This window comes from Thermicanus aegyptius DSM 12793 (genome assembly GCF_000510645.1).
Classification (GTDB): Bacteria; Bacillota; Bacilli; order Thermicanales; family Thermicanaceae; genus Thermicanus; species Thermicanus aegyptius.
The window spans coordinates 492,144-512,821 of sequence record NZ_KI783301.1; the positions used below are offsets into that span (position 1 = coordinate 492,144).

Annotated in this window: 20 protein-coding genes; 18 read left to right on the forward strand and 2 right to left on the reverse strand. The window is 49.0% G+C overall.

The window, feature by feature from the left end:
• Positions 1–178 precede the first annotated feature (178 nt).
• The 14 genes from THEAE_RS0102580 (at position 179) to THEAE_RS0102650 (ending at position 15,150) form a co-directional block, all read left to right on the forward strand.
• Positions 179–1,897, forward strand: coding sequence for a spore germination protein (locus tag THEAE_RS0102580; RefSeq protein WP_028986415.1), 1,719 nt, complete (start codon positions 179–181; stop codon positions 1,895–1,897).
• Positions 1,845–2,999, forward strand: coding sequence for a GerAB/ArcD/ProY family transporter (locus THEAE_RS0102585; RefSeq protein WP_028986416.1), 1,155 nt, complete (start codon positions 1,845–1,847; stop codon positions 2,997–2,999). Before THEAE_RS0102580 ends, THEAE_RS0102585 begins: the two co-directional genes overlap by 53 nt.
• On the forward strand, positions 2,947–4,209 hold the full coding sequence (locus tag THEAE_RS0102590; RefSeq protein ID WP_052329711.1) for a Ger(x)C family spore germination protein: 1,263 nt from the start codon (positions 2,947–2,949) through the stop codon (positions 4,207–4,209). Before THEAE_RS0102585 ends, THEAE_RS0102590 begins: the two co-directional genes overlap by 53 nt.
• Positions 4,210–4,221: 12 nt before the next feature.
• Positions 4,222–4,425, forward strand: coding sequence for a CLC_0170 family protein (locus THEAE_RS0102595; protein WP_028986418.1), 204 nt, complete (start codon positions 4,222–4,224; stop codon positions 4,423–4,425).
• Positions 4,426–4,643: 218 nt separating this feature from the next.
• Positions 4,644–5,162 (forward strand): translation initiation factor IF-3, encoded by a 519-nt coding sequence (infC, locus tag THEAE_RS0102600; RefSeq protein ID WP_028986419.1) that lies wholly within the window; start codon positions 4,644–4,646, stop codon positions 5,160–5,162.
• A gap of 139 nt (positions 5,163–5,301) precedes the next feature.
• On the forward strand, positions 5,302–5,502 hold the full coding sequence (gene rpmI / locus THEAE_RS0102605) for a 50S ribosomal protein L35 (RefSeq protein WP_028986420.1): 201 nt from the start codon (positions 5,302–5,304) through the stop codon (positions 5,500–5,502).
• Between the two features lie 27 nt (positions 5,503–5,529).
• Positions 5,530–5,889 (forward strand): 50S ribosomal protein L20, encoded by a 360-nt coding sequence (gene rplT, locus THEAE_RS0102610; protein ID WP_005588729.1) that lies wholly within the window; start codon positions 5,530–5,532, stop codon positions 5,887–5,889.
• Positions 5,890–6,046: 157 nt separating this feature from the next.
• Positions 6,047–6,631: a CPBP family intramembrane glutamic endopeptidase gene (locus tag THEAE_RS0102615; protein ID WP_156920529.1), complete on the forward strand. Its 585-nt coding sequence runs from the start codon at positions 6,047–6,049 to the stop codon at positions 6,629–6,631.
• Between the two features lie 345 nt (positions 6,632–6,976).
• Entirely contained in the window at positions 6,977–8,719 is a 1,743-nt protein-coding gene (locus THEAE_RS0102625; protein WP_028986423.1) for a glycoside hydrolase family 13 protein, read from the forward strand.
• A 164-nt stretch (positions 8,720–8,883) separates the two neighbouring features.
• A complete protein-coding gene (locus tag THEAE_RS0102630) occupies positions 8,884–10,203 on the forward strand; it encodes a sugar ABC transporter substrate-binding protein (protein ID WP_028986424.1) in 1,320 nt (439 codons plus the stop codon).
• A 94-nt stretch (positions 10,204–10,297) separates the two neighbouring features.
• Entirely contained in the window at positions 10,298–11,623 is a 1,326-nt protein-coding gene (locus THEAE_RS0102635; RefSeq protein WP_005588725.1) for a carbohydrate ABC transporter permease, read from the forward strand.
• Between the two features lies 1 nt (position 11,624).
• On the forward strand, positions 11,625–12,467 hold the full coding sequence (locus tag THEAE_RS0102640) for a sugar ABC transporter permease (protein ID WP_005588723.1): 843 nt from the start codon (positions 11,625–11,627) through the stop codon (positions 12,465–12,467).
• Between the two features lie 17 nt (positions 12,468–12,484).
• Positions 12,485–14,065, forward strand: coding sequence for an alpha-amylase family glycosyl hydrolase (locus THEAE_RS0102645; RefSeq protein WP_039944701.1), 1,581 nt, complete (start codon positions 12,485–12,487; stop codon positions 14,063–14,065).
• A gap of 65 nt (positions 14,066–14,130) precedes the next feature.
• Complete coding sequence (locus THEAE_RS0102650) at positions 14,131–15,150, forward strand: LacI family DNA-binding transcriptional regulator (protein WP_028986426.1); 1,020 nt, start codon at positions 14,131–14,133, stop codon at positions 15,148–15,150.
• Positions 15,151–15,307: 157 nt separating this feature from the next.
• On the opposite strand, the gene THEAE_RS0102655 is transcribed toward THEAE_RS0102650, so the two are convergent.
• A complete protein-coding gene (locus THEAE_RS0102655; protein WP_005588718.1) occupies positions 15,308–15,958 on the reverse strand; it encodes a Bax inhibitor-1/YccA family protein in 651 nt (216 codons plus the stop codon).
• Between the two features lie 178 nt (positions 15,959–16,136).
• On the opposite strand from THEAE_RS0102655, the gene THEAE_RS0102660 reads away from it, so the two are divergent.
• Entirely contained in the window at positions 16,137–17,861 is a 1,725-nt protein-coding gene (locus THEAE_RS0102660) for a B12-binding domain-containing radical SAM protein (protein ID WP_028986427.1), read from the forward strand.
• On the opposite strand, the gene sspI is transcribed toward THEAE_RS0102660, so the two are convergent.
• Positions 17,858–18,079, reverse strand: a complete 222-nt coding sequence (gene sspI, locus THEAE_RS0102665) for a small acid-soluble spore protein SspI (protein ID WP_005588714.1) — start codon at positions 18,077–18,079, stop codon at positions 17,858–17,860. The two genes, THEAE_RS0102660 and sspI, sit on opposite strands and share 4 nt — an antisense overlap.
• A gap of 262 nt (positions 18,080–18,341) precedes the next feature.
• Here sspI and THEAE_RS0102670 point away from each other — a divergent pair, with 262 nt between their 5' ends.
• Genes THEAE_RS0102670 through THEAE_RS0102680 form a run of 3 tightly spaced genes read left to right on the forward strand, consistent with a single transcriptional unit; the run spans position 18,342 to position 20,649 of the window.
• Entirely contained in the window at positions 18,342–18,998 is a 657-nt protein-coding gene (locus THEAE_RS0102670) for a potassium channel family protein (RefSeq protein WP_028986429.1), read from the forward strand.
• Positions 18,995–19,777, forward strand: a complete 783-nt coding sequence (locus THEAE_RS0102675; RefSeq protein WP_039944219.1) for a TrmH family RNA methyltransferase — start codon at positions 18,995–18,997, stop codon at positions 19,775–19,777. The genes THEAE_RS0102670 and THEAE_RS0102675 overlap by 4 nt, the downstream gene beginning before the upstream one ends.
• Before the next feature lie 2 nt (positions 19,778–19,779).
• Positions 19,780–20,649, forward strand: coding sequence for a YitT family protein (locus THEAE_RS0102680; RefSeq protein ID WP_028986431.1), 870 nt, complete (start codon positions 19,780–19,782; stop codon positions 20,647–20,649).
• Positions 20,650–20,678: the final 29 nt, after the last annotated feature.

Sequence of the window (20,678 nt, forward strand, 5' to 3'; positions counted from 1 at the left end):
CGCTTTTCCATCTTGCTTTATGATTCCTTTTGAACAAATGTATAAAATTGAAGGGACCGGCTTAAGTAGGCCGGTCTTTTTGTGATTTAATTATACTTTATTTACTAATAAAGGTAAATCGAGGAATATACCAGCGAAAAAGGAGCAAACTAATGGGAAAGGAAAAGGAGAGGAAAAGATGGGACTTCTCAATAAAGTAAAGGGATTATTTTCCCCCAGGAAGGATAAGGAAGAGAAGATCGGGCAAGACCTTTCCAGACCCTATCCCCATGAGGTTTTGGAGAAATATAAAAAGATCAAGGTGAACGGCGATCTGGAAAGGATGACCACCCTCATCGAAGAGATGCTCGGCCAAAGCGATGATTTCGTCCTTCGGCGCTTCCGCATCTCGGGTACCTATTCGGCCGTCCTCTTCTATTTCTCCAACATGGTCCAGCAGAAGAACATTAATGAGGACGTTTTAAAACCTTTAATGTCCCCCTCTCCCCATCTGGTGAAACGGATTCGGAGGGAGGGGATGAGTCGCGTTCTCCTTCAGGATATCCTTTATCATACGGAAGGGCAGGAGGAAACCCGTCTCGACCAGGTCATCGAGGCGATTCTCAGGGGAGAGACCGCCGTCCTCGTTCAAGGGATGGAGTCCGCCCTCCTCATTGGAACTCGGAGCATTGAGAAACGGGCGGTGGATCAACCCTCGACGGAGCAGGTGATCCGGGGATCCAGAGATGGCTTCATCGAGCAGATCGGGACCAACATTGCCCTCATCCGCTATAGACTTCAGTCCCCCGATTTCCGCATCAAAGCGCTTCAGATTGGCAGGCTCTCCAAGACGAAGGTGGTGCTCTGCTATATTGAAGGAGTCGCCAATCCGGACCTGATAAAAGAGGTGGAGGACCGGATCAAGGCCATCGACATCGCCTCCTTGCAAGATCCCGGATTTATCGAACAATATATCGAGGACAATCATATGTCTCCTTTTCCCCAGGTGCAGATCACGGAGCGATCGGAAAAACTGATCTCTTCTTTAGTGGAAGGGAGAGTAGGGATCCTCTGCGACGGCTCCCCCTTTGCCCTCATTGTCCCTGCCGTTTTCTCCCAATTCTATCAGACGAGCGAGGATTATACGGAACGCTTCTTGATGGCGTCCATGGTTCGTTTGATCCGCCTTCTCGCCATCCTCTTTTCCCTTTTCTTTCCTTCTCTTTACGTCTCCGTCGTCTCCTTCAACCCGGAACTGATTCCCACCAAGTTCGCCGTGGCGGTGGCGAGCAGCCGCTACGGTGTTCCTTTCCCTGCCATCGTTGAAGTATTTGTGATGGAAGCCACCATGGAGGTGCTCCGGGAGGCCACGATTCGCCTACCCCAGCAGATCGGCGGCGCCCTCTCCATCGTCGGTGTACTGGTCATCGGCCAGGCGGCGGTGTCGGCCGGATTTGTCAGTCCCATTACCGTGGTGATCATCGCCATGGCCACCATCGGCTCCTTTGCCACACCGGCCTATAACGCAGCCATCGCCTTTCGCATGCTCCGCTTCCCCATCCTCATCCTCTCCGGGGTTTTCGGACTTTTCGGAGTGATGGCGGGTTTCATCTTCATCACCAATCACCTTCTCTCCTTGAAATCCTTTGGTGTTCCTTACTTAAGCCCCTTAGTTCCCATTGATTTGAAGGGATGGAGGGACCTCCTCATTCGGGCTCCCATTTGGACCATGAAGGAGCGCCCCTCCCACCTCCATTCCCCTAACCGCATACGCGTTGGGGAGTCTAGCGAGGAAGAGGATAAGCAGCCCCCCAGCAACACGCTGGATCCGGAGAAGGTAGGCAACAGGAGGTGGAACGGTTCAGATGGAGAGAAGAAAAGAAATCACCCCTTTCCAAGTAGGAAACATCCTCATTAGTTCCATAATCGGGCCGGGACTTCTCCCCTTTCCCCGCTACGCAGCCGAAGCTGCTGGAACGGCGGCGCCTCTCGTCACCGTTCTTGGCATCTTCATGACCTTGGTAGGCGTGTTGGCCGTCGCTTTTCTCAATATTCACTATCCTGAGCAAACTTTCTTCCGCTACAGCGAAAGAATCGTCGGCAGGTGGATTGCGCTTCCCCTAAATCTGATCATCATTTTTATCTTTTTATTTCTCACTGCTTTCATGGCTCGGGAGTTTGGAAAGGTGGTGATTACCTCCGTCCTGGAGAATACCCCTGTGGAGGCCAGTCTTATTATCATGCTTCTCATGGCTTCCCTCTCCTCCCGGAATGACTTCACCACCTTTTCGTATATCCATCAATTTTATACCCCTCTCATCCTTTTTCCCGTTCTGTTTCCCGTTCTCCTCCTCGTCCCCCTCTCCTTGGGGAATATGAATCCCCTCTATTTGCAACCGATCTTTGGAGACGGATCACAGAGATTTTTTGAGGGAGGGATTACGGTTGCAGGTTTTTTCCAGGAATTTTTCATTCTCAGCATCCTGACCAGATCGGTGCAAAAGATCGAAAGGATTCCCATCACCGCCTTCTGGGGGATGCTGGTGGTAGGCGGGGCATACTTCATGGTTGGAACCGTTTCCCTTGCCGTCTTTGGCCCGGAAGCGTTGAAGGAACTCCTCTGGCCCACCCTGGAATTGGCCAAGCTTACCCTCCTTCCCGGACAAATCCTGGAACGCTTTGATGCGGCATTCCTCGCCGTTTGGGTGGTGGCCACTTTTACCTCCCTTCTCTCTTCATATTATCTTGCCGTCCATGGGACGACAGAGATCTTCCGATTGCGGGACCATAAAGCGGTTGGGCTTTTTTATCTCCCTTATGTCTATCTCTTTGCGATCATTCCTAAGAATGTTTTTTCTTTATACGATTTTATGAACATCGTCTTCAGGTTAGGTTTTATCTTAACAATCCTTTATCCCTTGGGCCTATTAGGGATCGTGCTTCTTCGTAAGAAAGGGGGGAGGAAGGGTGGAAAAGGGAAGGAGAAAGAGGAAGCTCCTAAACCTGCCCCTTTTTCTTAAAGGGGGAATCCTCCTCCTTTTTTCCCCCCTTCTCGGCGGTTGCTGGGATGCCGTCGATCTGGAGGAGCGGGCTACCATTTTGGCGCTCGCGGTTGATGAGGCCTCTCGGGATGACACAGATTTGGAAGAACGGGCCACTTATTTTTCGCCTGCGGAGATTCCTACGACGAAGAATCGGCTTCTTAAGGTTACCGTTCAGATCTCCATTCCTGGCCGTATCCCTTTGGGCCCCCCGGGGGGGGAAGGCGGAGGAGGGGGAGGGACATCCCAAAAGCCCGTCTGGGTCCTTCACATTGTCGCCCACAGCCTTGCCGACGCCATGAACAGCCTGCAACAGCAACTTTCCCAACGAATTTTCCTGGGGCATCTGCGTGTGATCGTCATCTCCGAGAAGTTCGCTCGAACAGGGGTGGAGGATATTCGAGATTTCCTGATGCGAACGCCTCAAATCCGGAAAAACGCCTGGCTTGTGGTTGCGAAAGGGCCAGCCTCTCTTTTTCTGGAAACTACGCCTGAGCTGGCGCGGGTGCCGGCCCTCTACATTTTGGATACCCTTGATAAAGCGGTGGAGATTGGGAAACTCCCTCCGATCTATAACGGATTTTTTTTCAGCACGGTGCTTAGCAAAGGAAAAGAAGGAGTTCTCCCTTATTTAGAAATCAATAAGAAAAAAGGGAATGTAATCATCGAGGGATTGGCCCTCTTCCGCAAGGAGAAGATGGTTGGGAAGACGAAACCCTTGGAGATCGGAGCCTTTATGGAAGTAGAAAGCATCAATCCGGCAGGTTATGATGTCCTTATCCCTTTAGAAGAGGGAGAGGCGGTCTCCGTCGTAGTCCTATCCAGGCAATCAAAGATCGAGGTCCGCCGGCAGGGAGGGAAGCCAAAATTTAGGGTTAAAATCTATGTGGAGGCGGACCTGAATGAAAAACTAAATCCCCATTTCATCATAAAAGACGCCTCGATTTTGGAGAAAATCGAGAAAGCAGCTGAGAAGGAGTTTGAGAAGGTGCACAAACAGATGATCAAGAAGACACAGCGGTTGAAGAGCGATATTTTCGGGTTTGGGGAGTATGTGAGGGCTAAACTCCCCGATTACTGGAGGAAAGAGGTTAAGACCAAGGAACGGTGGGAGGAAATCTATCCTGAGGTTCCCATCGAAGTATCGGTCAACTTAACCCTTCGACGCATCGGCATGCAGGCCCGCTAGGAGGGAAAAGGAATGGAGTTGGTCTTTCACTTTGGGTATGTTCTTCCCCTATTTCTCCTCTCCAGTCTATATATTCTTCGCATCGATAAGAAGGGGTACGAGATGGCCGGCATGAAGCGGGAGAGAAGCGTCGCTGCCTTCTTGGGCTGGACCAACCTTCTCCTCTTCTTCCTTAGTTTGCTTCTGCTCTTCATCTACCATCGTTTCCTTTGGTAGAGGGAGTTTAAATCATTGACTTTTCCTTTCTCGGATGATATTATACTCTAGTAAATCATAGGTAAGGCGATGTGACTAAGCAGAAGCGGCCCCGCTTCTCACCTTCCGACGGAAGTTGTAAGGTAGATTGGAAACAATTATGTTCATTCGGCGTGGGCGCAAAAGCTGCACGCCTTTTCTTATGGACGTAAGGCTCATCTTATTGGAGGTGGTATGCTATTAGCAAGACAACAAAGCAGGAAGTTCAGGTGAATGAGGAGATTCGGGCAAGGGAAGTCCGCCTGATCGGACCGGATGGGGAACAGATCGGGATCGTCCCTCTGCGGGAAGCGCTGCAGAAAGCTCAGGATTTAAACCTGGATTTGGTGAACATCGCCCCCCAGGCAACCCCCCCTGTATGCCGCATCATGGATTTCGGCAAGTACAGATTCGAACAGAGCAAAAAGGAAAAAGAGGCGCGGAAGAAGCAAAAAGTGATTAACATGAAAGAGGTCCGATTCAGCGCCACGATCGAAGAGCATGATTTTAGTACGAAGCTGCGCCACGTCATCAATTTTTTGGAAAAAGGGGACAAGGTAAAGTGCACCCTGCGTTTCAAGGGGAGGCAGATTACCCACTCCCAGATCGGAGTAAACGTGATGAACCGGATCATGGAAGAGACGAAGGAGATCGCCTCTGTTGAGAAGAAGCCTGGCATCGAAGGACGCAGCATGATCATGATCCTGGCCCCGAAATGATCCATAAATTCTCCACATGCCGCAAGAAGCGGCGCCGATAGATCGAACCGGACGGAGGGGATGGGACCTGTAATGGGACAATCCTCGGAACGACGGGATTTGTAGAGTTGCGCAAAAGAAACGATGGAGGGATTCCCAAATGCCGAAGATGAAGACTCATAAAGGCGCGGCCAAGCGTTTCAAAAAAACCGGTAATGGCAAATTGTCCCGGGGTCATGCGTACACCAGCCACATCCTGACCAAAAAATCGCCGAAACGGAAACGGAATCTCCGCAAGGCAACACTGGTTAGCCGTGGCGACCAGAAGCGCATCGCAAGCCTTTTAGCTTATGTGAAATAACAGCAAGAGGATGAAGGAGGGATTAAGATGGCACGTGTAAAGGGAGGTTTTGTTGCCCGCCGCCGCCGCAAAAAAGTATTGAAGCTGGCGAAGGGATATTTTGGGTCAAAGCATCGACTTTTTAAAACTGCACAAGCGCAAGTAATGAAATCCTTGCTTTATGCATATCGGGATCGTCGGAGACGGAAACGGGATTTCCGCAAACTATGGATTGCCCGTATTAATGCCGCTGCACGCTTAAATGGCCTTTCCTACAGCAAACTGATGCATGGACTGAAGCTGGCCGGAGTACAGGTGAACCGGAAGATGCTGGCTGATCTTGCCGTCCGGGATGAGAAAGGTTTCACCCAATTGGTCAATCTGGCCAAAGAGAAAATGAATGCATAGAGACTCTTCCATCTCCCCGTCACCTTGACGGGGTTTTTCATACCTACTCTAAAAGGGCGTCAACCTTATGATACACATAAAATTATACACATAAAAAAGTTATGAACGCGAACCGAAGGGGGAATCCCAAACGGATAGGGAAAGAAATGATGACGTATTGCCGAAGAGGTGGGTGCTCGCCCTCCTGTATAATTTTTTTCTACTCACTTCTCTGGGCTTGGCCGGGCTTCTTTTATGGAAGGGAAAGGAATTTTTCTCCGTTCTGTTCGCCCTTTTTTCACTCCAACATTTTCCTATGGATTTCCTTTTGGGCGTCGGCAGTGCTCTCCTCTTTCTCAGTCTCCTCTATTTTCTTCATAAACTTCATGCGGTAGACCTTCCGGAGAATCGTTACACCCGCCTTCTCCGCTACCTCGTCTCGAAACCGTTTGGCCCATTCCTCCTTTCCTTTACTTCCTCCATTTCCGAAGAGCTTCTTTTTCGGGGCTTTTTTCTCCCTTTCCTCGCGACGTTTATAGGATCATGGCTCTCTCTCCTCATCATCGCCCTTCTCTTTATGGCCCTTCATGTTCCTCAATATGGGAAGAAGGCAATCATTCATCTCTTCATCTTTTTTGTCGGGATCATGCTGGGGCTCCTTTTTTTCCGGCGGGAGACGCTGTGGGCTCCTATTTTCGCTCACTTTTTTTATAATCTCGCCAGTTCCTTCTGGATGAGGAAGCTTTTTATGAAAAATAATTGACATCGTTTGCACAAAGAACAAAACTCAAGAAAAACGCCTTGCATGAATTCACAAAGAGTTTTATAATAGATGTGCAGAGATGAAACCCCTTACACTCTTTTCCTTTTTATAAATAAATGCAAACGTTTGCTTCACACTACGCGACGGTGTTTGCTTCACGGTAAAGACTAAGGTTTGGTGCAAACGATTTCCTTTCAGGTGTAGGGGAAATGCTTCTTCTTTTACGCGGATGATGGAAAAGGAAGTGATAGAAGAGAGAAGAGAACTTGAAAAATCGAGAAACCGGGAAAAAGATTGCCCCCTTTCGGAGAAAAAGAAGGCAAGGCACAAAGGAGAGGTTTTTATATGTTTCTTGAAGCAATCTTGCATCAACCTTACGGCAGCTTCGCTTTTCCCGTCGACGGACATACCCTGAGGGTTCGGATCCGGACCAAACGGGATGATGTGGAAAAGGTTACTCTTCTTCATGGAGACCGTTATCAACTTCCGGAGTTTGATACTCCACTAGAGCTAAAAAAGGTGGCTAGCGATCTGCTCTATGACTATTATTCCGGTGACCTTTATTCCCCCACCCGCCGGATACGCTACACGTTTTTTATTGAAAAGGGAAATCTTGCGTTTTGGTATGGGGACCTTGGGTTCTCAACGGATCGGAAGATGGCCGGTGATTTTCAATACCCCTTCATCAACGAGCAAGATCTCTTTACGACCCCTGAGTGGGCAAAAAAGGGAATCGTCTATCAAATCTTCCCCGAACGTTTCTTTAATGGAAATCCTGCCAATGATCCAAAAGAGGTGGAAGAATGGGGGGAAAAGCCCACTCCGGACAATTTCTTCGGCGGTGATTTGGAGGGGATTACCCAAAAGCTTCCTTATCTAAAGGATCTAGGGGTTAATGTGCTCTACCTAACTCCCATCTTCCAATCTCCTTCGAACCATAAATATAATACGACAGATTATTACACGGTGGATCCCCACTTCGGCGATTTAGAAACGGTGAAGGAGTTGGTTCGCGAAGCCCACGAGCAGGGAATCCGGGTCATCTTTGATGCCGTCTTTAATCACTGTGGCGCTGATTTCTTCGCCTTTCGAGACGTGTTGGAAAAAGGGGAGAAATCTCCTTATAAGGATTGGTTCTATATTCACGATTTTCCCATCGTCACGAATCCGCACCCGAACTATGAAACCTTCGCCGTGGATGTGTGGACCATGCCAAAGCTTAAAACGAGCAATCCGGAGGTGCGGGATTACCTCTTGAAAGTGGCCCGTTACTGGATCGAAGAGGCGGGCATTGACGGTTGGAGGCTTGATGTGGCCAACGAGGTAGATCACGATTTTTGGAGGGAGTTCCGCAAAGCGGTGAAAGAGGCGAATCCGGAGGCGCTGATCATCGGGGAAATTTGGCATGATGCATCCCCATGGCTGGAAGGGGATCAGTATGACTCGGTGATGAATTATCTCTTCCGGGAAGCCCTATGCGATTTCTTTGCGAAGGGAACCATCGGTGTGAGAACCTTTGATGCCCGTTTAGCGAAGGCACGAATGAAATACCGGGATCAGGCGAACTTTTGCATGTTTAATCTCATCGACAGCCATGATACGGAACGCTTTCTCACGGCATCCAACGAGAAGGAAGAACGCCTTCGCCTAGCCGCCTTTTTCCAGATGACCTATCTCGGCATGCCGATGATCTATTATGGTACGGAGATCGGCATGACGGGGGAAAACGATCCCGATTGCCGAAGAACCTTTGAGTGGGATGAGGAGAAGCAAAACCTGGATCTTAGGGAGTATTATAAACGTTTGATTGCGATTCGTTTGCAGCATGCTCCTCTCACCCATGGCGATTTTCGAACGCTCCTCGCAGACGACTTGAGGAACCTCTATCTCTATTCTCGTTCTTATCAAGGGGAGACGATGATCATGGCCCTTCATGTCGGGGGAAAAGAGGAGAGAGTCGATGTGGCCGTTCCCCAAACTTGGAAGAGCGCAAACGATCTCTTATCCGGGGAAAGGATTCCCGTTGCGGATGGAAAAGTGAGGCTTACCTTGAAGGGATATCAAGGGGTCATTCTCCGGGGCCAATAAATCCACTCCAAAAACCTGGGCACCATTCACCGTGAAGTCCTCCAGGAGAAAGATTTCACCGGTTGAAAATCGATTCCCATTCCATGAGGTATTCACTTTGAAGAACCTTCCTTGCGCAAGCAGGAGTTCTTATAAAAATCTTTCAGAATAGGTGGGGGTATAGGATGAAGAAAGTAAGTATGTTGTTATTGGCATTTCTCCTGGTCTTCGCGTTATCCGCATGCGGATCAGGAAACCAAGGGGCGACGCCTCCTGCAGATCAAGGAACTGACGGGCAAGGGCAAGGTCAGGGTCAAGGACAGGATCCGTCTGCCACCGATGAGGTGAAGCCGGAGGAAGGGGCCCAGCTTACCATGTGGGAATCCGGCGGGGCTGTTGGGGAATGGGCGAAATATGTAGGGCAAGAATTTCAAAAAAAATATGGGATTCCGGTAAAATTTGAAGAAGTAGGACATACGGACGCTCCAGGGAAACTAAAGACGGATGGACCTGCAGGACTTGGTGCCGACGTATTTGCCGCTCCCCATGACCATTTGGGAGAAATGGTAACCGGCGGACTTGTCCTCGAGAATTACTGGCCGGACCAATATGCAAATGAATATATGGACGCTGCCATTAAAGGGACCACCTATGAAAATGTTCTCTACGGGTATCCCACCGGAATTGAGACCTACGCACTCTTCTATAATAAAGATTTGGTAAAAGAAGTTCCGAAGACTTGGGATGAACTGATCGCCCAATCGAAAGCCTTTACGGACACGAAGGCCAACAAATACGGTTTTATGATGGAAGTGAATAACTTCTACTTCGTCTATTCCCTCATGGGTGGATATGGGGGCTATGTTTTCGGAAAGGATAACACCGATCCGACAGACATCGGGTTAAACAATGAAGGATCCGTTAAGGCGGCCCAACTGTTGCAAAGGATTCACAATGAGATTCTTCCGCTAAAGAACGAAGATATCACCTATGACGTGAAACAATCCCTCTTTAATGAAGGAAAGCTCATGTTTAACATGGACGGTCCCTGGGCAGTGGATGGCCATCGCAAAGCCGGCGTAAACTTCGGCATTGCCCCGCTTCCCACTTTGGATAACGGACAACATCCCACCAGCTTCTCCGGTATTCGGGCCCTTTATGTAAACGCCTATACCAAATATCCTAATGCCGCGTCGCTCCTCGCCAAATTTGCCACCAGCGACGAAATGCTGTTGAAACTGTATGAAATGACGGGAATGCTTCCTCCGAAAAAAGCGTTGTTGGATAATGATGAGATTAAGAACAACGAGATTTCAAAGGGATTCCTGGAACAGGCCCAATATGCCGTCCCGATGCCCAATATTCCGCAGATGCCTTCCGTTTGGGATCCGATGAAAGCCGCCCTCTCTACGATTTGGAACGATAACACCGATGCGAAGAAGGCGCTCGACTCTGCGGTTCAACAGATTAAAGATGCCATTAAAACCCAAAACGCCGGAAAATAAGCTGCCATAGGAACGGATGGAACGAGTCAATGTCCCCCCATGGGCATTGACTCGTCCCTTAAAGATGATGAACGTAAAAAAGAAGGTGAGTAAAATGGAGAAGCGGGATCGCGGGCTTCACAGCCGACACAGAGTGGTCGCAAGCGTTTTGTCCACCATCGGAATGGGACTTGGACAGGTCTATAACGGGCAAATCGTCAAAGGGATTCTTTATCTCCTCCTCGAAATCTATGTCCTTATTTTTTGGACCCATCCTTTTCTCCAGGCCATGTGGGGGCTTATCACCCTAGGGGATACTCCTCAAAAAAGAGCCCGGGGGCGAATTGTTGTCGAAGGAGATCACTCCATCTTCCTGATGATTGGAGGACTCATTTTCCTTCTTCTCTTCCTCCTGTTCCTCTTTGTCTATTACCAGAATATCCGGGACGCCTATCTGAACGGAAAACTGAGGGATCAAGGTTTTGCCGTCCCCTCTTTTAAACAGACCCTCAAAAATGTTTGGGAAAAAGGGTATCCGTACATCTTATTAACACCTACGCTTCTTTTTACCCTCTTTTTAACGGTCTTACCCTTGCTTTTCGGCATTCTGATCGCGTTTACCAATTATTCGGCGCCTTACCACTTACCTCCGAAAACTCTCGTCGATTGGGTGGGTTTTAAATCCTTCATCGATCTTTTCCAATTAAAGACATGGAGCACCACCTTTTACGGCGTTATCACTTGGAATATCATTTGGGCGGTGGTTTCCACCTTCACCACCTATTTTGCAGGTCTGTTTTATGCCACGATCATTAACCATAAGCGGATCCGCCTGAAGAAGCTTTGGCGCTCAATCTTTATCCTTCCCTGGGCCATTCCCCAATTTATCGCCATTCTTATCTTCCGCAATATCTTTAACGGGCAATTTGGCCCCATCAACAAGATGTTAATGGATATGGGCTTTCAAGGAATTCCTTGGCTGTCCGATCCTTTTTGGGCCAAGGTAACCATCATTGTCGTAAATATCTGGTTCGGATTTCCCTACTGGATGGCCCTCATGTCGGGTGTTCTTACGGGGATCGATCGGGAGATGTATGAAGCGGCCGATGTGGATGGTGCCACGGGGATGCAGAAGTTCTGGAAGCTTACCGTACCCATGGTTCTCTATGCAACCATGCCCCTCCTCATCATGTCCTTTGCCTTTAACTTTAATAACTTCAACATGATCTACCTGCTCACTTCCGGAGGACCGGCCAACCCCAATTACAGTTTTGCCGGCTCTACCGATATTTTGATCAGTTGGATTTATAAGCTTACACTGGATCAGAGCCAATTTAATATGGCCTCCGTCGTTTCCATACTGATCTTTATTGTGGTGGCCACCTTCTCCATTTGGAACTTTAGCCGGACCAGGGCGTTCAAAGAGGAGGATATGATGTAACATGAGGAAAAATGTGAAAATCAGAGAAAATCTAACCGTGGCGCTCATCTACCTGATCCTGTTTGTAACGGCCATATTTGTCCTCTATCCCATCGTATGGATCATCGTGGGATCGATGAATCCGGGGGATACCCTCTTTAGCTCCACCTTTTTTCCGCAACGGTTAAGCTTGGATCATTATATTCAACTTTTTACCAATACCCAATATCCGCTTTGGTACGCCAATACCTTAAAGATTGCCACGGCGAACATGATTCTCTCCACCCTCCTGATCGTAACCGCTGCTTATGCATTCTCGCGATTCCGTTTTCCGGGAAGGCGCCAAACCCTGATGGCCATGTTAATTTTACAGATGTTTCCTGGTTTTATGGGAATGGTGGCCATCTATATCTTGCTTCTGCAAATGGGACTTTTAGATAATCACTGGGGGCTCATCCTCGTCTATGCGGGGGGTTCCATCCCCTATGGGACTTGGCTGGTAAAAGGATATTTTGATGGGCTGCCTCGGAGTTTAGAAGAGGCGGCCAAGATGGACGGTGCCACCCATACCCAGATCTTCTTCAAGGTGATGTTTCCCCTCTCCTATCCCATCTTAACCTTTATTGCCTTAAATAATTTTATCGGCCCATGGATGGACTTCATCTTTGCCCGCCTCGTCCTTCGCAGCAATGAAAACAAAACCTTGGCGGTGGGACTGTATGAGATGGTTACGGGCCGCGGTAATACGGAATTTACCAATTTCGCCGCAGGGGCGGTATTGGTTGCGGTCCCCATTACCCTCCTATTCCTCTTCCTGCAGAAATACTTGATTGAAGGGGTTACCGCAGGAGCCAATAAAGGATAAGGGAGATGGGGATCGAGATGAACTTGAGAAATAAGGCGGTTTGGGGCATATCCATTTTCTTTACCGTTCTTGTTATTGCATTTTCGGTTCGTATGCTTTGGCTGGGGACTGCAGGACCGATTAAACCCTTGGAAGAATTAAACCGGGATTGGCCCCAGGGGGTCAATTACGAAATCTTCGTCCGCTCTTTCTATGATTCAAATGGAGATGGGATCGGAGACCTGAATGGGGTTACGGAAAAGTTGGATTACTTGAAGGATTTAGGCGTCGAAGGGATATGGCTCATGCCGATTCAGCCTTCTCCCAGCTACCATGGATATGATGTGACCGATTATTACGGAATCAATCCGGATTATGGGACGGTGGAAGATTTTAAGCGGCTGATCACCGAAGCCCATAAGAGGAACATCCGAGTGATCATTGATTTAGTGTTAAACCACACGAGCAAGGAGCATCCTTGGTTTCAAAAAGCCTTGGCCGGCGATCCGAAATACCGAAATTGGTATATTTGGGCAAAGGAGGGGGATGAACCGATCGGATGGGATTCATTAGGTTCCTCCCCCTGGCATGGGAGCGGCAATAACCGCTATTATGGCCTCTTCTGGGAGGGAATGCCCGATCTCAATTACGACAACCCGGAGGTCCGGCAGGAAGCGATAAAGATCGGCCAATACTGGTTAAAGGAGATGGGAGTAGACGGGTTTCGCCTTGACGCGGCCAAATATATTTATCCCACAAAGGAAAAGGAGAAAAATTACACCTGGTGGCAGGAGTTTCGCCAAGCGATGGATCAGGTGAACCCCAATTTCTTCATGGTGGGAGAGGTATGGGATTCTCCTTCGGTCATAGGCCCATATCTGAAAGGAGGACTTCACTCCGCCTTCAATTTCGACCTCTCTGCGAAAATTCTCGCTTCCGCCAAGGGTGAAGAGGATGCAGGAATTGGAGCGTATTTAACAAGGGTTCGCGATTTTTACAAGAAAATGGATCAAAACGCGATCGACTCCATTTTCATCACCAATCATGATATGAATCGAACCATGAGCGAATTAAATGGGAACCTGAATCAAGCCAAGATGGCGGCCTCTTTGCTCCTCACGCTTCCCGGGGCTCCGTTTCTCTACTATGGGGAAGAGATCGGCATGGAGGGAAAAAAACCGGATGAGAGCATCCGGGAACCGATGCGCTGGTTTAAGGAGGCGGGGAAACCTGGAGAAACCACTTGGGAACGCCCCATCTATAATGGGCCCAATTCTCCATCGGTGGAGGAGGAGATGGAGGATCAAGCCTCCCTCTACCGGCATTATAAGACGTTTATTTATCTGCGCCGCTCCCTTGAACCTCTCGCCAAAGGGGAGATTGAGGAAAGCATGATCCGTCAGAAAGGAATCGTCGCCTTCAAGAGGGTGCTGGAGAATGAGTCGATCCTTGTTATTCACAATATGACAAGAAATCCGATCCAAGTTTCCATTCCGGAAAAAGAGGCGGATTTCGGGAAGGTTCTTTACGCCAACCATCCGGATAATCGTATAAAAAGAGAGAAGGGGGGGCTCACTCTTACGACAGCGCCCTACACTACGACCCTCCTGGCCAAATAATGGATATCTGCCGCTTGGTATGCTATACTATCGTAAGTATTCATAGGAAGTTCGAGGGATGAGCAATGACGGTTACGATCAAAGATGTGGCACGGGAAGCAGGAGTTTCTCCCTCCACCGTTTCCCGGGTGATCTCGGGAAATTCCCGAATCAGCGAGGAGACAAAGAGACGGGTTCGAAAAGTGATGGAGGAGATGGGATATCACCCCAATATGAACGCCAGGAGCCTGGTGGTAAAAAGCACGGAGACCATCGGGCTGATCATGCCCAGGTCGGCGGAGAATACTTTTCTAAACCCGTTTTTTCCGGAGGTGCTCAGGGGAATTGGGGCGGCCGCCCAGGAGAGGGGGTATTCCCTTCTTCTCTCTACCGGACGAGATGATGGGGAGAAGAAAGAGACGGTTGTCAAGATGGTGCAGGGAAAACAGGTGGATGGGGTGATTCTTCTAAATTCCAGAATTCGTGATCCCATCCTGGCTTATCTGAAGAAACAACGCTTTCCCTTTGTCATGGTGGGCCGTCCCCTTGAGAAGAACATCACTTATGTGGATAACGACAATGTCACCTCTGCCAAAGAAGCAACCCGTTATCTGATTGAAATGGGGCACCGTTCCATTGCTTTTGTGGGAGGAAATCCGGAGTATACCGTCACCCATGACCGATTAGAAGGGTATAAGGAAGCCTTGAAAGAGGCAGGTCTTCCTTACCACCCCTCCCAAGTTTTAAGCGGCGACTTTTTGGAGGAAGGGGCGTATGAGGCGGTGCGGGCCCTCCTCTCTCTGGGGCAGAGGCCAACCGCCTTCCTCGTTACCGATGATCTGATGGCACTCGGGGTGATCAGTGCATTGAAAGAGATGGGACTTAATGTGCCGGAGGATGTCTCCATTGTCTCCTTTAATAACGTCTTTCTTGCCCGTCTCTCTTCTCCTCCCCTGACGACGGTCGATATTGAGATCTTTCAACTAGGGTACCAGGCTGTACAAAAGTTATTCGAGCGGATCCATTATCCTGAGATTGCTTCCAGCCATACCCTGATCAAGACCTGCCTCGTGGAAAGGCAATCGGTCCGCAGGCTGGAGAAATAGCCATTTCACTTGCAAATGAATCACAAAGGTGAGGGAGAGTTCGTTCCGCTTTGACCCAATACTAGGGTAAGGCGGTTTATTTTTTCATCCCGGTCGATTTTACGCATCATGACTCGGAGAGCGGATGCATAAGGTTTGGTGTATGAGAATGAGAGATTTAGTCTCTATTTCCGGTAATGGCCGCAACGAAGCGGAGAATGTAGAGAAAGAGGTTGACGATATCCAGATAAAGATTTAGGACCACGAAGGGAACTTCCCTTTCATCGACGCCGTAGCGATATTGGGAGACATCATAAAGGATCCATCCGCTGAAGATGAGGATCCCGCCGACAGCCCAGACCAGGTTTAAGGTCCCTCCGATATCGATAAAAAGGGCAACGAGCCCCATAATGATGAGTCCGATGGTCCCAGCGAATAAGAAGCCGAGCAGATAGCTGAAATCTCTGGCCGAGCGGTAAGCATAGAAGGAGAGGGCGGCAAAGATCCCGGCGGTGGCTAAAAAGGAAGCAGAGACCAGGTTAGCACCGATTTGTGCTCCATAATACATGATGATGGGGTACAGGGTAATCCCTGAGATACCGGTAAACGCATAAAGGAAACCATATCCGATAAATTTCCCTCGGATTCGGATCACAACCGCGGCGATAATCATTATGAGTTCTACGATGCTTAACAGAGAGGCAAAGGCAGGGGGGATGAAGAAAGCGCCGATCAGGGTTCCTGCGAAGGAGACGAGTAAAGATAGGGCCAACACCTGAAGGATATTTCCAAAACTGCCTGTGTTTCTATTCACCAGTACATGTTCCATTGATCCAAACCTCCTTATTCCATATTTCCTTATTTGACATTTATTCTATCATAAGGAAGCATTCCATTTCCATCTTAATCGCCTATCCGTTAAAATATACATGTCGTTATTTTAAATCCGTTTTTTCACTTCTTTTACCCCATTTCATAGAGGCCCATTTTCCCTGGAGGGATGGATGATGAAGGTGGTTTTAGCTACATTAAATGCAAAATATATCCATATGTCGTTGGCGCTTAGGTACTTGAAAGCCTATAGCGGACGGGAATTCTCCATTGATTTGGTGGAATATACCATAAAAGATCCCCCATTGCAGGTGGTAGCCGATCTCTATGAACGGAATCCCGATGTCCTCGGGCTTTCTTGCTATATTTGGAATATCGAAGAGACGATTACGATCTTGCGCCTGTTGAAGAAGGTAAGGCCTGATCTCCCGATGATCTTGGGAGGGCCGGAAGTTTCGTATGATGTGAAGGAGTGGTTAACACGTCTTCCGGAAGTCGATTTTATCGTCATGGGGGAAGGGGAGGAAACATTCCATCATCTGCTTACGGTTCTTCGGGATGGAGGGGAGATCGGTGAGGTGACGGGAATTGCTTATCGGGACGGGGAGGGGAGGATTGTGATTCATTCCCCCCGGGGGAAGGTAAATCTCAAGGAGATTCCCTCTCCCTATCGCTTCCCCGAAGACATTCCTCACCTATCCAACCGCATCGTTTATATGGAAACGAGCCGGGGATGCCCTTTTACCTGCCAGTTTTGTCTTTCCTCCGTTGAAACGGGAGTCCGTTATTTCGATCTGAAAAAAATAAAAGAGGATATTCTTTATCTGATCGATCACGGGGCGAGGACGATTAAATTCGTCGATCGTACCTTTAATCTCAAGAAGGATATTGCGATCGATATGTTCCGTTTTCTCGCGGAAAACCATCGGGGTACCGTTTTTCAATTTGAGATTACGGCCGATATCCTTCATCCCGACGTGATCCGTTTTCTGCAGGAGAAGGCCCCTCCAGAAATCTTTCGCTTTGAGATTGGGGTTCAGTCTACCAATGAATGGACCAATCGGTTGGTGAAGCGTAGACAAAATTTCGAAAAACTCTCAAGAACCGTTCGGATGATCAAAGAGAGCGGAAAGATTACGCAACATCTGGATCTCATCGCCGGCCTTCCCGAAGAGGATTATGATTCTTTTCGAAAAACATTTAACGATGTTTTTACCTTGGAACCGGAGGAGTTGCAACTGGGTTTTCTCAAGATGCTCCGGGGGACGGGAATGCGGGCCATGGCTGAAGATTTTGGCTACATATACATGGATCAAGCCCCCTATGAGATTCTAGGAAACCGGGTCCTTCCTTTTGCCGATGTGATCCGCATAAAACGGGTAGAGGATATTTTGGAGAAGTATTGGAATCATCACCGCATGGACCACACGATTCGGTATCTTGTACGGGAGGTTTTCCCTACTCCCTTTGATTTTTTCCAGGATTTTGGAGATTATTGGGCGGATAAGGGTTGGAGCCGAATTGGCCATCAACTGGAAGATCTCTTTCTTCGCTTATCCCAATTTTTGCAAGATAAAGGGGTGAAGGATTGGACGGTGGTGGAAGGGTTGATGAAGATCGACTATTTCCTCGCCCATCGCCATAAACCGAGAAAGGTATGGTGGCAGGTCTCCCTTTCAAAGGGAGAACAGGCAGATTGGATCAAGAAGTTGGCGGAGAAGGGGAAGACGGAACAGGAACTTCATAAGCATGTGATGCTGGAAACGGTCCCTTTCGACGCAGAGATGTTTCTTAGCCAGGGAATGATCCGTAATTCACCCTCTCTTCTCGTTGCTTATTATCGTCCGGAGGAGGGAGAGGGACCGCTCCTTTTTTCCATTCCTTTGGCAGGATCGTGTTAAGATAAATTCTCCACCATGATATCCAACATCTCTTGCTGCTTTTGGTCTGAACTGTTTTGCCATAAGATTTCAAACAGGACACCAAGGCCGGGAAGCGTTTTTTCCTCTTTTGATTGGATGGCATCGGTGATGGTTTCCCGTAAGCTCTCCTGGTTGACTCCGTTCAGCTTGGCTATAATGGCTTGCCGCAGGTCCAAATCTTTGATCGAGATCGCCATCCTGACACACTCCTTTTGCGATGTGAAAATGATCCGTACTATGAAGTAGTTTGCTCAACCTCGGACGGTTCATCCAAAAAAAAGTAATAAGGATGAAATAGGGTGGGGCAAAAGAGAGAGAGGACAATGCTTGGAGAATCTTAAGCCAGGTATGGTATAATAATCGGAGCAAAAGAAGAGGATGAAATGGTGGAGAACCATGGGGAAATTCGATCGGTTTTCCGAAAAGATCGGCTCCATTTTTAATTCCGGGAGGATGCCTATGCAGAAGAAAAGTTTTGCCATTATCGGATTGGGTCGCTTCGGGTTAAGCGTAGCGAAAACCTTATACGATTCGGGCTATGAAGTGGTAGGAATCGATTCCGATCCCGAATTAATACAGGATTATGCAGAGCAGCTTACCCATACGGTCCAGGCGGATGCAACGGATGAATTGGCCTTAAAGGATTTGGGAATTCGCAATTTCGACGTGGTGGTCGTGGCCATCGGCCAGGATATCCAGGCTTCCATCTTGACGACGCTCATGCTAAAGGAACTGGGGGTACGCTACATCGTCGTAAAAGCGCAAAATGAACGGCATGGAAAGGTTCTTTACAAGATTGGGGCGGACAAGGTGGTGTTTCCTGAGCGGGATATGGGGGTTCGGGTGGCCCACAATCTCATCTCTCCGAATATCCTCGATTTCATTGAGCTTGCCCAGGATTACAGCATTATGGAGATTATGGCTCCTTCCTTTACGGAAGGGAAGACACTGATCGAACTTAATTTCCGGGCTCGTTTCGGGGTAAACGTAATGGCCATCAAATCGGGAAATAGGGTAAACGTGGCCCCAGGAGGAGAAGATCGCATTCAGAAGGGAGATATCTTGGTCGTGATCGGCCATAACGACGACATCAAGAAATTGGAGCAAGCCTCATGATCACTTCCGACCGAAATCCCAGGGTGAAAGAATGGGCAAAGCTTCTGCGTAAGAAAGGGAGAGAGGAGGAGAAACGCTTTCTCATCGAAGGTGTCCGTCTGGTTGAGGAAGCTCTCCGGAGCGGCGCACCGGTGGAGGTGCTTCTTTTTCAGTCAGGCCGAGATTATTTCCTACTCCGTGATCTTCCCCCCGGGATAGAGACTTGGGAGGTCAGCGAAGCGGTCATCCGGAAACTAGCCGCAACGGAGGAGACACAGGGCATCATGGCGGTGGTGAGGATGGAGGTGGAGGGTCCTTTTTCTTCTTTCCTCGCCGGCGAAAGGGAAAAGCACTCCTCCCTTCTCCTCTTCGTGGACGGGGTACAGGACCCTGGAAATCTGGGCACGATCATCCGCACGGCGGATGCGGCGGGAGCCGATGGGGTTCTTTTGGGAGAGGGGACGGTTGACCTTTATAATCCGAAGACGGTACGAAGCACGATGGGGTCGCTCTTCCATCTCCCGATCCGAAGGGTCAATGGGGCCTGGACCCTTACGAAGCTAAAAGAGGCAGGGTATCAAACGGTGGCGGCCAGCTTGAAGGGAAGTGCCGATTATCGGGAGGTGGATTATGGCGAGCGTGTCGTGGTGCTGGTGGGGAATGAAGCACACGGCCTTTCCCCTCAATTGGAGAAGATGGCCCAGATCAGGGTGCGGATCCCCATTTACGGGAAGGCGGAATCCCTCAATGTGGCTATTGCGACAGCGCTCATGTTATATGAAGTTCAAAGGGGGAGGTAAGAATGGAGAGAAGAGAGCATCGCAAGCATTCTTCGCTGAAAGCGGCATGGAGATTCTTGATGTTGACGATCGGCTCCTTCTTGGTGGCGATCGGATTGGAACAGTTTCTGATCCCCAATACGGTGATCGACGGGGGAGTGGTAGGCGTATCGATTATCGTAAGCCATCTGACCGGTTTTCCCCTGGGTCTATTTATCTCGTTATTGAATCTACCCTTTCTTATGATCGGGTATAAGCACATCGGAAAGACCTTTGTCCTCTCTACCCTTTTTTCCGTGCTGTTGCTTTCGCTCTTTACCACGCTGCTACAACCGGTCGGCGCCGTTACCTCCTCCCATTTTTTAGCGACGGTCTTCGGCGGGGTGATCTTGGGAATCGGCGTTGGGTTGATCATTCGAAACGGGGGTTCCTTGGATGGAACGGAGATCGTGGCGATTCTCCTTAACCGCCGCCTTGATTTTTCGGTGGGGGAGATCGTCATGTTCTTTAATCTCTTTATCCTGGGAAGCGCCGCTTTTTTCTTCAGTCCTGAGAGCGCGATGTACTCGTTGATTGCCTATTTTATCGCTTATAAGACGATCGATATCGTCATGCAGGGACTCGATGAATCGAAATCGGTCACCATCATTGCCAAAGATCCGGGTCCTTTGGCGGAAGCGATCATGGCCCGCTTAGGGAGAGGGGTGACGCATGTCTATGGGAAAGGCGGTTATACGGGGGAGGAGAAGGAGATCTTGTACTGCGTCATCAACCGGTTAGAGGTGGCGAAGTTAAAGAACATTATCGAGGAGTTTGATCCCGATGCCTTCGTCACCATTGAAAACGTGCACGATGTGATGGGCGGGAGATTTAATAAACGGTCGATTCATTAGTTTTGCAGTTTTCTCCTGTCCCATAGTGA